At 47.1% G+C, this 13,956-nt stretch carries 5 protein-coding genes; 2 read left to right on the top strand and 3 right to left on the bottom strand.

Features of this window, described 5'->3' with window-relative positions; genetic code table 11:
- On the top strand, nucleotides 1–939 hold a 939-nt coding region (locus J2Z66_RS10935), incomplete at its 5' end, for an IS110 family RNA-guided transposase (RefSeq protein ID WP_209971441.1).
- 399 nt (nucleotides 940–1,338) lie between these two features.
- Here J2Z66_RS10935 and J2Z66_RS10940 read toward each other — a convergent pair.
- The 3 genes from J2Z66_RS10940 to J2Z66_RS10950 all read right to left on the bottom strand — a co-directional run bounded on the left by J2Z66_RS10940 (nucleotide 1,339) and on the right by J2Z66_RS10950 (nucleotide 11,873).
- Nucleotides 1,339–5,247: a DUF4838 domain-containing protein gene (locus J2Z66_RS10940; RefSeq protein WP_209971442.1), complete on the bottom strand. Its 3,909-nt coding sequence runs from the start codon at nucleotides 5,245–5,247 to the stop codon at nucleotides 1,339–1,341.
- A 794-nt stretch (nucleotides 5,248–6,041) separates the two neighbouring features.
- Nucleotides 6,042–8,618 carry a DUF4838 domain-containing protein gene (locus J2Z66_RS10945; RefSeq protein WP_209971443.1) on the bottom strand — a complete coding sequence of 859 codons (2,577 nt, stop codon included), beginning with the start codon at nucleotides 8,616–8,618 and terminating at the stop codon, nucleotides 6,042–6,044.
- Nucleotides 8,619–9,581: 963 nt separating this feature from the next.
- Nucleotides 9,582–11,873: an AraC family transcriptional regulator gene (locus J2Z66_RS10950; protein ID WP_209971444.1), complete on the bottom strand. Its 2,292-nt coding sequence runs from the start codon at nucleotides 11,871–11,873 to the stop codon at nucleotides 9,582–9,584.
- Between the two features lie 279 nt (nucleotides 11,874–12,152).
- Between J2Z66_RS10950 and J2Z66_RS10955 the strand changes: the two genes are divergently transcribed.
- Nucleotides 12,153–13,844: an extracellular solute-binding protein gene (locus J2Z66_RS10955; protein WP_209971445.1), complete on the top strand. Its 1,692-nt coding sequence runs from the start codon at nucleotides 12,153–12,155 to the stop codon at nucleotides 13,842–13,844.
- Nucleotides 13,845–13,956 lie beyond the last annotated feature (112 nt).

Genomic DNA, 13,956 nt, shown 5'->3' on the forward strand with positions numbered 1-13,956 from the left:
ATCAAAGATGCCCAGTGGATTGCTCAGCTCCATCGTTGTGGTCTCATTGAAGGCAGTATGGTTCCCTCCCAGGATATTCGAGATTTGCGTGACCAAACACGCTATCGGCGTAAAATGGTGCAAGGAATCACAGCAGAAAAGAATCGTATTCACAAAATCCTTCAAGATGCCAACATCAAGTTGACCAGCTTTATGTCCGATCTCTTCGGTGTGTCAGGAAGAGCGATGTTGGAAAAGCTGATCGATGGCGAAGTTTTAGATGAGCCGGAAGTCAGGGCTCTAGTCAAGACCCAGCTCAAGAAAAAGGTTCCCCATCTGCTTGACGCATTAAATGGCAAGGTGACTTTGCATCATCGAAAGATGATGAATAAACACTGGAGACACCTCACCTTTATGGAAGCCGAAGTCAAGCAAATAGAAGCGGATATTGATGAATACTTGCAAGCCTACAAGGAAGAAATTGGTTGGCTGGATTCGATACCAGGAATTGATCTACATACGGCGGCAGCGATTTTTGCTGAGATCGGTCCTGAAGCATCCACCACGTTTCCTACTGACGCTCAATTAGCATCGTGGGTAGGAATCTGTCCTGGAAACAACGAAAGTGCGGGTAAGAAAAAGAATTCCAAATGCCCTCAAGGAAACAAACATGTAAAGGCAGCGCTTTGTCAGGCCTCATGGGCAAATGGAAAGTCCAAAAATCGAATCGGACATTTCTTCCGCAAGATCCGTAAACGACGAGGTGAGAAAAAAGCAAGTGTCGCGGCGGCCCATATGATCCTACGAATAGTTTATGCGCTCTTGCGAGACAAAACGAACTACAAGGAAGAAGAAGACAAAACGGATAAATTGAAAGATAAATCGCTCAATTACTTCATGAAACAAATACAGGATTTGGGTTTCAACATCCAAGTCACTCCACAAAACGAAGTAGTTTAATTCATTAAGGGCATTAACTACTTTTAAAAGCACAAGGCCTTTTTTTGCCTTCTAACATCATTTTAGCCAAGGAGTTCAGTTTTATTTTCGTATAAACATCGTTAAAGTAGCAGTTCCTCGCAAACTCTTCTTCCCCAGCATCTCCAGCATCCCCAGCACCCCAGCCCCCCAGCCCCCCCAGTGTCATTGCCCGTTAGGAGATCTCCTCCAATCAGGAGAAAAGCTTGCTGGCTGTCCGTTTGAGCATGGTGTTTTTGCGATTGGTTTTCATTTCTTGCCGTTCCATTCCCTCCGTATTGCACTCACATAATGAGCATGCACCAAAAAAGACGCCCAAGAAGGGCGCCTTTGTCATTTAAGTGCTTACAGCGATAAAGTTAGAAATCCCTTGCTGAATTATCAAGGACTCTGATACACAGTTACGTCATCAACGAGAATTTCAGTTCCGTTTGGCACGTTTTGCAGGTAGACGGCGAGCTGCACCTGATCCACCTCAGAGCCGTTCACGCTGGCAGGGATTTGATCGAACAGTTCAATAGCAACCCAGTCTCCGGCCGTATAATCGGCAAGCTTCTTGGCATCGGAACGAAGAGCGAAGAAGGCGACGGAGCCATTCTTGAGAATGTAATGGAAAGCCAATTCGATGGTTCCATTGCCTATGACGGCTGAATCAGGCACCCGGAAGTATGTTCTTGCGGCGAAAGGACCGGATTTAACGGAAATATTTTGGAAAGGTCCGCCTAAATCGCCATGGCTTTTAATAGCTGCACTGGCTTGGCCGCTGTGCGCAGCTTTCGGGTCATTGACGTCGATATGCTGGCGCAGTGCGGAGTTATATCCGACCCAATTGCCAGGGACAAGCGTACCTTCACCGTTGGTTGTAGCGGACTCAAAGGAGCCGTTCTCGACTAAAGAAGGAGGAGCTGCGAGGACTCGCTCCATGGTTTTGGCGATTTCGGATATTTTCGGATCCTGATTTAAGGTATAAGCATGAAGTGAATCGCTAACAGGTCCACCGGCAGGCTCATGCTGCTTTAAGTAGTTCAAGATACTCCAAAACAGCGCGGACTGGTTGCGTGAGCTCCAAATAAGTCCGAATGTGCTCGGATCAATGGGATGCAGCAGAACAGGATCGTTCTTGAACTCTTCCAGGAGCTGATTGCGCTTGTCAATCCAAACTCCGTTGGTATCTTCACTGAACAAGCTTTCCAGCGCATCCTGAACATTTCCGTTCGGATCCACTTCCGATAACGAATTTAAGTAGCTTATAGCTGAAGCTTCATAATATTCGAAGGCACGCAGCAGCAGCGCTGCACGGGCTTTTTGCTTAACTGTCACGGCTTTAGCCAAGGCTGATTCCAGCAGCAGCCTGCTTTGCGAGATATCGCCCATAGTGACAAGCTTCAAGTATGAAGGATTCGTGAAATCCATGTAGATCCTGTCCTTGCTCTGTTGAAACCATTCTGATTGCTGAACCCTGACTGTCCAGAAATCTTCCCAAAGCTCATAATAAGCGGCCAAATCGGTCGCAGCTTCCTCGCCTACAGCCCGTTCGTACCATTCCTGCAGCAGGTCATCTACGTTCAGAGTCGGATCCCACATCAGCTTGGCGGTAACCCAACCCTTGGGACCTTCTCCCCAGTTCGGATAAATTTCCGCATATTGTACGGATACATCTAATTCCTGTGCCTTTAAAAAGTTGTCCGCCATTAGATGCGGATACATGCGCGGTACAAGATAAGGCGTTCCGTAGATGTAGTCGTACCATCCGGTAGTCGCTGCAACTTGCTTCCAATCGTCCATCAACTGTTCGTCAGCAGCTTTCACCGCAGGATCGATCCAGGCCATACGGTCTTTGGTCAGCATTGGCACAATGCGTGGATTCAGCTGGAAAGACGGCGGATCCAGGACATTTTCATAAGCGAGTACGCCGAACCATTTATTTGGGTAAACCTGCAGTACTTGCTCGGCAACTTGATTGACCCAGTTATAATAAATATCCGACATATCCACTAAACCTTTGGAATTGATTTTGTTCGGATAATTCGGATGGCTGGGGTTCGCCTCACAGAATCCGCCTGAATCGTTTACACCAAGCGAGAAGGAGGTCTGATCCGGATTGTCGGCAAAATATTGAATAGCCGCATAAACAGCGATTTGTACGGTTCCAGCTTCGGAGAAGCACGGCTGCCATGCCGAGATATCGCCTTTGGGTGGAATATACGGCTGCCCATTACGTGTCGGGTAAAACTCCGGATTCGTTGAACCAAACTTCTCTCCGGGAAAAATGTAATACATGCTATGAAAAGCATTGAAGTTCCAAGGCAGACGGTTGAACTTGGCCCATTCGAACTGGACAGCACCCGTCTGGTTAGTAGGCATAGTCATCGGGCTTAGGATGCGTGACATGAAAGCAGGTTCCTGCTTCACAGTTTCGTGAGGCACAATAAGACTTGAAGCTGTCGGAACATCCTCTCCGTCAGTTCCGGGGAGCAGCCAGCGTACACCAACATAGCGTTCAAGAAATTCATAGATGCCATGCTCTGTGCCGAGCCACGTTTTTCCGGCAATCGCAATATGTCCATTGTTGGCTTCTATAATAAATCCTTCGTCATCCATTCCAGGCAGCGAGCTGCGCAGCTCTGGACTTAACTGAGCGTCTAGTCCGATATAAATAGGCACTTTTTGGCCTAAATTAGTGCTGTTCAAATCAAATTCACTCATTACTGTGAGCTTCGCGCCAGTAGACTGCTCTACATATTTGGCGATTTTTGAGGCTGCCTGCTTAACTCTCTGGTCTATGTTGGCTGCGTACACGACAACTGCATTACCGACACCATTATCAACCAGTGTATAAGAAGAGGGCACCGGTGGTGTAGGCGTGGGAGTAGGTGTCGTTGTAGATGAAGGGCCAGAGCTATAGGAGCCATATGATCCTGAGCTGGTAGGCGCAACGCCTGATCCTTCCTTTTTGCCGGGCTGCTTCTCAAAGGAGGACTGCTTCGCATTAGCATCGATTACAGCAAGTGCGATCGATCCCAGGCCAGTCGCTTTAACAGCAGCTTCGAGCACGAGTCGGGTGATAGCCGCTTTTTGTCCGGTATTGATTTTGAGGCCTGTTGCCTGGGCAAAAACGTGCAATTCGTTAATTTTGCCTTCAGGTATTTCAATTGCGATATCAAGCGCATACACGTTGATGTTTTGGAAGGAACCCAGCAGTGTCACTTGTGATCCGGCTGGAAGCTCCTCGCTTACCCGTACTTCGGTAAATCCGCTGCCTTCCAGAATTGCAGGAGATTGCAGCAGGATGGAGGATACTGTGCTTGATCCACCAGTTTTTATCCGAACTGTACCCGTTTTTTTATTGACGACCACAGTGAACAGCAGGGAATTTTCTACATGAATGCTATTAGCCCCGCCACCCTTAATGAGGGTTTTTCCCTTTACGGTAACGTTATTTAGGGTCACATCTCCCTCGCCTATAGCTTCATCCAGCAGTAAGTCGCCGTTAATATGCATATTCTGCAACGTTACGCCTGCTGCTTTGACTACGACGTTCTTATTGACAATTTGAGAGCCCGCTGCTGCACCTTGCACACCAGGTGTGTCGTAAACGACCGTTCCGAATGTGTCGTGAGCGCGCAATAAAGTAACGAGGATTTCTGCGCGGGTGATAGGGGCCTTCGGCCGGTAGCTGTTGTCCCCGTAGCCATTCATATATTTCGCTGCAACGATAGCGTCAACGGCGCCGAAGCTCCAAGCCGCAATACTAGCAGCATCCGTGAAGCGCTCAGCCCCCCCATCGCCGAACTGAGCGGCTGGCTGCAGGATTCGGGCAAGGATGACGGCTGCCTCCTCACGGCTAATCACGCTTTTCACACCGATTGTACCATCGGCATAACCCTGGATATAGGCTGCCTTTACGGCACGCGCCACTTCTTTATACTGCCAGTCTTCTTTCGGCAAATCCTTGAAATCAATAGCAGCTTCTTCGGAGAACCCGAAGGAACGGTTGATCAGGGCGATAAATTCACCTCTCGTAATGCTCCGATCCGGTTGAACCGAACCATCCGCATACCCTTGAATCCAACCCTTGTCCAAAGCTTGAAGCAATTCTTTCTCTGCCCAGTGTCCCGAAATCCCATTAGAAACGCTTACATTTTGTTGGGGACTTTCTGGTGCTGCGGCTTCTGCAGAATTTTCAACATTCGCAGGATCAGCTGATTCTGCATATGCCCCGTTCCATATGCTAAACAGCAGCAAGAACGAGAGTGTCCAGGATAGTGCACGTTTTGACTTTTTACCCACTTTCGATTTCACCTCCATAATAGTTGCCCAACCCGTTCAATAGCTGGCTTTAGGCTGCTGGTTGAAGATAGCAATCTGCAGGCCATACTATCGGACGGATTGAGCTTATTATAAAAACCGGAGATACCTAAAGCCAGATGCCATTTTGTACATTTCGTACATTTTTGCAGGATATGAAAAAAGGAATACGATATGAAATAGCGTTTATAGCAGCCCGCCTCCCCCCGAAAGGCGCGTGTGCCTGACTTAACGATGTTTTTCATCGTTAAAGCCGAGGTTTCCAGGCAACCAGCCACTTTAATGATGATTTTCATCGCTAAAAGAGGTCAGATGGACTCTGCGGGTGGATAAGAGGGATTTTAACGATGTTTTTCATTGTTAAAATAAGGTTGTGGAGACGACTGGCGCTTTTAACGATGAAAAACATCGTTAAAAGCGCCAGATCATTTCAGTTTAAGTTCCAGCGGCTTTGCCCGCCAGGAAATCTCCAACAACCAAAAGAAAAACCCCTGCTGGCAGTCCGTTTGAGCTTGGTGTTCGTGTGATGTGCGATTGATTGCAGCTAAGAGAGGCAAGGGGTGTGGGGGGAAGACGATAGCGTCCGCAATTTAAAATGTGTTTTTAACAGCGCGGCTGGAGCCCACACCCCCAATGTTGTCAGGTTAACATATAAGTTGATGTTTAACTCTCCCCAATCCGAAGCGGCCAAATGTAGGCGGAAAACACACACCTCCCAAGCACCAACGTCACGAACGCACTCCTCAAAGGGCGCCGCAAGGGGTCTTTCCCCATAGCTATTGTAAAGCTGCCTGATACAAGCCGATGTCTCCAAGTGAGAGCACTGTGTCTTCTGCAAGGCTGCTTACTTTGATCAAAACCTGAATTTGCGTGACGCTCGCTAAGTTGGGTAAGCTGGTTAAACTGGCTAAAGCTGAAACATCTTCAAAGAGCTCAAGCGAAGACCAGTCTCCGGCTGTTGCTGCCAGCTGTTTTTTCGCTGAACGTGTTTTGAACACAGCCTCACCTTCAGCATTCAAGCCGTGCAATGCCATTTCTGCTGTTCCTTTTGATGTCCCCGGAGGAGAATAATAGGCGGCTCTGCCCGCTAAAAGTCCTGTTTGCAAGGACACAGGGTGGATAACCAGACAATGGCCCTCTCCCGGATGATTCTCATTATTTACAAAAAAAGCAGCAGGATTGATGGAAGGCACGTTAGAAGCAATCGTTATATGTCCTTGTGAATTGGCATCATACTGCCATAGAGGAGCGGATTTTGCTACTGCGTTTAAGAGCACCTGCGAGAATTCAACCATTTTATCAGCCGATTTATTAGCCAATGTATTGGTGTCGGCCGCCCTGGCCAGCTCTTTCACTTTTTCAAAGACCAGGCCTCCGCTTTGTTCCCCAGCTTGATGATGTTCATTCTCGGATATGTAATCCTTAAGCCGCCAAAACAGCGAAGGGTTCCATCCGCTCCAGATAAATCCATAAGACGCAAAACGCTGGATAGACAATGGATGTTTCAAAATAGGGTCATTGTCAAGTGCTTCGGCCAGCTGCAGCCTTTTTTGGGCTAACTCGACCTTTCTGGTGATTGCTCCGTGCTGCAGCAGCGAAAGCGCAGTAGAAGCATCGGTTATAGGGGCAATTGTTTTCGGATAGCTCAAAACGCACGATTCATAGTATTCGAAGGCGTTCAACAGCATTTGCGCACGTATTTGTTGTTTATGCGTACCCGCATGGGCGAGGGCTGCTTCCAACAGCTCTTTGCTTTCCGTCATCTCTTCTTCACTAATAAGCTCAAGGTACTTAGCATCGGGGAAGAGTAAGTAAATCAGGTTTTTGCCTTCCTGAAACCACGTAGAATCTTGAATACGCTTTGTCCAAAAGTGTTCCCAATGGCTATAATACGCGGCTAAGTAAGGGGCTGCTTGAACACCGACTGCACGCTCAAGCCATTCGCTGACCAGAGCATCCACATCTGCATTTGGATCCCAGAGCAGCTTGGCGGTTACCCAGGGCTTCGGGCCTTCGCCCCAGTTCGGATACAGCTCAGCATACTGCACCGAAACTTTGTTTTGCTGGGCATAACGGTAATTATCCGCCATCTGATGGAGGTACATACGTGGAACCATATACGGAGACCCGTAAATGTAGTCGTACCACCCGGTTGAAGCGGCAGTCTTCTGCCATTCCTGCAGCCGCAGCTGATCGCCCGCAGCTACATCGGGATCGATCCAAGTCATTCGATCCTTTGTAATGACCGGAACTACACGTGGATGGAGCGGAAAGGAAGGAGGATCAATGACATTCTCGTATGCGAGCAAACCGAACCATTTATCAGGGTGAACTTGCAACACACCTTCGGCAACCTGATTGACCCACTTGTAATAAATGTCCGACATATCGACAAACCCTTTGGAATTCAGCTTGCTCGTATAATGGGGATGATCAGGATCCTCTTCACAGTAGCCGCTTGAATCGTTAATGCCAAGCGAGTAGCAGGACTGCTGCGGATTTCCATCAAAATACTGCACAATTGTTTCAATCGCCGCCTGTACAGTAGCTGGATTTGAGAAATCGGGCTGCCATTCGTAATTGATTTCCACAGGTGGAATATACCGTTTGCCTTCACGCATCGGGTAAAACTCGGGATGTGTTTCCCCATATTTCTCCGGTGAGAAGAGGACAGACATGTTGTGATGGGCATTGAAGCGATAAGGCAGCCTATTGCGCAGCGCCCACTCATAATGCAGAGGGCCGTTCATATTGTCGGCAAACTTGAGCGGACTGAACGTCCGGGACATAAATGCCGGCTGCTGGCGCAGCTCTATATGGGGAATCCATAAGGTAGGGCTCGCGGGAACATCTTCTCCGTCCGGACCTGGCATCAGCCAGCGGACGCCGACATATTGCTCAAGAAATTCGCAGACACCGTGCATTGTTCCCCATGAAGAATTACCAGCTATGAGGATAGCCTTGTCCTGTGTTTGGATGACAAAGCCTTCATCGTTCATGCTGTTTAAGCTATCCTGTACTCCATCAAAAAGCAGTGATCCCAAGCCTACAAAAATGATTGCATCATACTCTGCGCGTGCATTTGGTATGTCTCCTTCAGCCAAAATAGGAAGCTCTGCACCTGTGGCTAGTTGGATGTAGTACACAAGCAGCTCGGCTGAGCTGCGAACATGTTCGTTTGCAAGCGCAGCAGCGTTAACGGCGCTCCTTGCACCCCCGGCACCCCCCGCTTCCCCAGGTTCACCAGCTTTCATAGCTTCGATAGCTTCCAGAGCTCTCCCTGCTCCCATAGCTACTATAGCTGCTCTGCCAATGCCGTTGTCTACGAGCGTGAATCCATTCATTTGTTTCATATCAAAGCTCCCCCTTGCCTGCTTGCAACAATGCTTTTTTCATAGCTTGGCCTCACTTTTTTTTTTTTTTTTGAAATATTTATGTGATCTGGAAAATACTCCACATACTTCACTTTTGAAAATTCCCATCCTCTAATTGGAAAGATTGCTATCACGTAGCGATGGTTTAGATCGTTGGAGCAGGAATTTCCAGGTGAATCAGCCTTTTAATGATGCTTCCCTTTGTGGACATCAGATCCGTTATTTTTAGAAATACAAAGGTTTTTGCGGCGCTTAGATACCTTGCCGAAATCATGAAATTAAGGAAAATAACGGAACGTATGTCCGCAACTCTCGCGAAAAAGCGATAAATAGTAAAATAGCGGAACTCATGTCCGTAACCTTATGTCCATAAGTATGTCCCCTCGTAAACTAGCCACCAGCGATCCCTTACGCTCAGAAACAGACACCAACGGGCTGTCCGTTTGAGCGTGGCTTGTTCTGCAATTTGTAGCTGATAAACCCTATTGCCACTATCCCCATTCCTCAGAAAGCATCCTCTATTGGCAGTCCTTTTGAGCGCGTGTGATTCACTTAACGATGTTTTTCATCGTTAAAGCAAGGATGTGGAGTGGATCTTATGCTTTTAAAGATGAAAATCATCGTTAAAGTAGCAGATCCTTCTCAGCTGCGTGCTCTACATTCCTAGCGCTGCGCCCGCTAGGAAGTCTCTTCAAACCAAGAGAAAAACCCTTGCTGGCTGTCCGTTTGAGCTTGGTGTTCGCGCGATTGTAGCTAGAGAGAGGGAATGGGTGTGGGAGGAAGAGCGGAAGCGTCCGCCTTTAAAGATTTGTTCCAACCCCCTCATCCATTCCATTCAAGGGAACAAATCTTTAACAGCGGCTGGAGCCCACAGCCATTCCCTCCCTCCATGCACCAACGTCACGAATACGCTCCTCAAAGGACGCCACGTCAAGCGTCAGTCTAACTAATATGGTTCATCCGGCGGTATTCGCCAGGAGGAATGCCTGTAAACTTTTTAAACAAGCGGATAAAGGAATTTGCATTTTGAAAGCCGACTTGCTCCCCTACATCATGGATCTTCATGTTCGTGCCAAGCAGCAGCTCCTTGGCTTTGTTGATCCGCAGCTCATTTAAATAGTAGAGAAAGTTGGTTTGTGTTTTTTCCTTGAAAAAGATCGATAAATAGCCGCTGGATAAATTGAATTTTTCCGCTACCGATTCCAGGGAAATGTCCTCCTGATAATGACGGTGCATATAGCTCAGGATTGCATCCTTTAGAGGCTCCTGTCCCATCTTTTTCTCACGGATCATGCTCAAGGATTGATATAGAAAATCTTCGAAGAAGAGAGAGTAATCATCTACGGTCATACAGGTTTGCAGCTTCTTATAGGGAGACTCGGTGCCGAGTGTGGCATTCGTATCGATATTGGCAGCCGTTAGCGTTTTGATGACCCGGCCGACAATTTCCCTGGACAGATGGGTATATTGGTAAAGGTTCGCATCTTTTTTGTGAAGCTGCTGCAGCATTCGCTGCACGATTTGCACGACTGCATCATTGCCAGCCTGCAAATGATTGAAAAATTCCTGATCCAGAGAGGGGGCAAGCAGCAAATGAAAGCTCTCGGGTATGGGCTCAATAATCATCTGGGTTCCCGGCATCATTTTGCGCAGCTGCAGCATTTCCAGTGTCTCCTCATACGCCTCTGTAAATTCGGTGGAGGAGCGCAGGACCGGATTGACTGCCATCGTCAGCAAATAGTAATCCTGATCCCGGTCAAATATTTGACCCAGCCAGCGCAGCTTTTCTAATAATTTGCCACTTTGATCCTGCGGATCCTGCTCATTGACGAAAATCAGGGAGAAGATCTGATCCTTTTCCACCTGAATCGTGACGGACTTAGGAAACGCTTCGGATAAATTCAGTTGAATCAGTTCATTTATATAGTAGGAAGCCCGCGTTGGCTCGGCAGCAAACAGCTTGTGAAATTCACGGGTGAATGCCACGGAAAAGATCACCAGATAAAAGGGGCTGCCGGATTCGAGCAAATCCTCTTCCACCTTGTTGTAGCTTGAATAGATGCTTTTCAGCTTGTTGATGTAGCCGTATTTTTTGATGATTGAATTTTTATGGTGTAAATCGCTGCTGATCTCTTCGTTTCTTACCATCATAGTTCCGATTTTTTCGCTAATGAGGTTAAACTCATGAATGCTGGTGCCCATGGCCAGCGCTTGATTTGGTTTCTGTATCGCTTCAATAATTTGCCGTACTGGGCTGCTGAACCTTGAGCTGAGATAAATCGAGATTAGGATGCTGATCACAATAACTAGGCTGAGAATAATTAGCAAAATCATATTCAAACGCTGTATTTGCGAAGAAATCGTATTGTTGGGAACGACATGAACGTAGGTCAAGCCGGAGCTTCGTTCTTTTTTGTAAAAATAAAAATTGTTTCCTTGACTAGCGCTGCCCTCACCACTGCTCGCAAACGTCTGCAGCTCACTTTGGAGCGGCTGGTTAGCGGGATTGGAGCTGAATAAAACCTGTCCGCTGTCATCCGAAATATAAAAGTTGTCGTCAATGCCGCGAAAAAAAGCTTTGTAAGCTTCGTTGGCTTCGATCAAAGTAATGAAGTACATGTTCGGATTAAGTCTGTTTTTGAAAACAACCGGAACCAGCATACCTCTGGAGGAAATCTGCTTCGCGGATACTACCCGTTTAAATTCAGCAGTTGGGAACACTTTGTAATGATAGGGCTTGGAAATTTGATCCTGCCAGAAAAAATAACTGTACGTTTCATTGATTAAATCCGTTTGGAACAAATCATTGGCACTGCGAACGCCTTCTTTGCCGATCGTAAGCCCGGAGTCACCAAAGTAAATAATAATATCAGCCAGGTACAGCTGCTCGTTGGAAGCCAGGCGCTGCAGCTGAGAGCTGAAGAGATTTAACAGTTTGAAGTTATCGACCGTAGGATTGCTCTTGATCACATTCATTTTTTCATCAAAAAAGAGGTTGACCATTGTATTCTCAATAAGCTGCAAATGCTTCTCATAGCTTTCAGCCGTATATTTAAGATTCAGACTGTTATATTTAATAATTTCCTGCTGGATTCTATTTTTCAAAAAAGAAAAGGAGAAGAAATGAAATGCGGTAATCATCATAATGACAAGCAGGAAGCTCATAATCAAACGGCTCAACAAGGAATGATTTTGTAAATATGGTTTCAGGTGTGAGAGGGAAATTCTCCACATCAGCTTACTGCCCCCCTTTGGTCTCTTCTAGGCTCTTGCTGTCTCTATCCATACATATTAACAGGTCTGCTGGTAACTTAACATCTATAAAATTTCATGTTGTATTCATTTTTTTATGTAAGTTGAAATTTGCTATAATATATAAAATGGAGCCTATGCTCAAAGGGATAGAACCGTTACATTAGATTCAGTGCCAGACCATTCAAGGCCTCAGGCTTATAAAAGATGATGGGTAATCGATGCAGGCGCTAATCTAATCGAATAAGGGAGTGTAAGGAAATGAAGCGTAAAGGGGCTCGAAGGGTAGCTATTCTGATGGCGGTTATTTTCGTTTTTGCCGGCTTGCTGGCAGGCTGCTCATCCAAGGGGGACAAAGAAACGACGAAACCGGCGGCCACCAGTGACACGAAGGCAACGGCTGCACCGGGAGATACGGCGGGCGAAGCGGGGATGAAGGACGGCAAATATGATCCGCCGATCGAATTGACGACTGTATCCAATTATACCTCACTGGTGAAATTCGATAGCGGGGACGACATTAACAACAATATGTGGACACGCTACATGCTGGACACCTATGGCATTAAGGTAACAAGAAAGTGGGCAACAACTTCTGGCGAGGAATTGCAGCAAAAAACCAATCTGATGATTGCCTCTGGCGACATTCCTGATTTTTTTGCGGCTGAGCCTCAGCAGTTCAAACAGCTTAGTGAAGCTGGTTTGATCGAGGATTTAACGGAAGCTTACGAGAAGTACGCACCGCCCCATGTTAAGCAGTTAATGGAAGAAGCAGGTCCGGAAGTGCTGCAGTCGGCTACCATCGACGGCAAGCTGATGGCGATTCCGTGGACGGGACTTGAGCGGGAAAGCGTGCCAGTGGTTTGGATCCGCAGCGACTGGATGAAAAAGCTGAATTTATCAGCGCCGCAAACGATGGATGATATCCTGAAAATTGCTGATGCCTTCGCCAATCAGGACCCAGACGGTAATCAGAAAAAAGATACACTTGGCTTTATGATCGACAAAGATCTTAACGCTGCAAAGGGATTTCTGAACGGATTTCATGCGTACAACAATATTTGGCTGAAGGATGCCTCCGGCAAATTGGTGTACAGTAATATTCAACCAGAAATGAAGGCGGCACTTGGCAAGCTGCAGGAAATGTTTAAAGGCGGCCAGCTTGACGCGGAGTTTGCGGTTAAAGATATGACGAAAGCGTTCGAAACGATCGGTGCCAATAAAGTGGGCATGTTCTTCTCCGACAGGGGGGGGGCCAACTACCCGGCCAACACGAGCCTGCCGAATGTGGAGTGGAATTCTTATCCCGTTCCATCGATTGATGACCAGCCGGCGAAGCTGCAGCATGACTTGAACATTTTCGGTAATTACTGGGTTGTGAAAAAAGGAAGCAAACATCCAGAAGCAGTGCTGAAGGTGCTTGAAGCTTTCACTGAAAAATTTTATTTCACGACCTCGGATGAGGATTATAAAAAGTTTATCGCTCCTCCGGGCGATTCCAATCCAGTCTGGTTTCTGGCACCTGCCAAAATGTACAGACCGCTGAACAATCTGGAAAGCTTCCGTCAGGTTAACGCTGTACTGAAGGGTGAGAAGGATGCAAGCGAGCTTACTCCGCAAAATCGTGGCGTTCTTGATAGAATCAACGGCTATAAAGGCGGCGATCAATCGTTATGGTGGGAATATGCGCAAAATGGACCGGAAGGCTCAGGCCGGATCATCGAGCAATATTTGAAAAATGACCAGTTTATGCCGAACCAGTTCACGACGACACCAACCCCTGCCATGATCAGCAAGCAGGCTAACCTGCAGGCGATTATGATGGAAACCTTTACAAAAATCATTATGGGCACAGCTTCACTGGATGAATTCGATAACTTTGTTTCTTCCTGGAAAAAATTAGGTGGCGACGAGATGACGAAAGAAGTGAATGACTGGTACGCCAAGCAATAGCAATGTAGGATCAGCCGCACTAGTAGTACCAACTGTACCAGTATCGACAGTGCCAGTGCCAGCATTATCAGTATCAACATTGCTAGTGTCAGCAGCATTATCAGTAGAGTAA

The sequence above is a fragment of the Paenibacillus eucommiae genome, from assembly GCF_017874215.1.
Lineage (GTDB): Bacteria > Bacillota > Bacilli > Paenibacillales > NBRC-103111 > Paenibacillus_AI > Paenibacillus_AI eucommiae.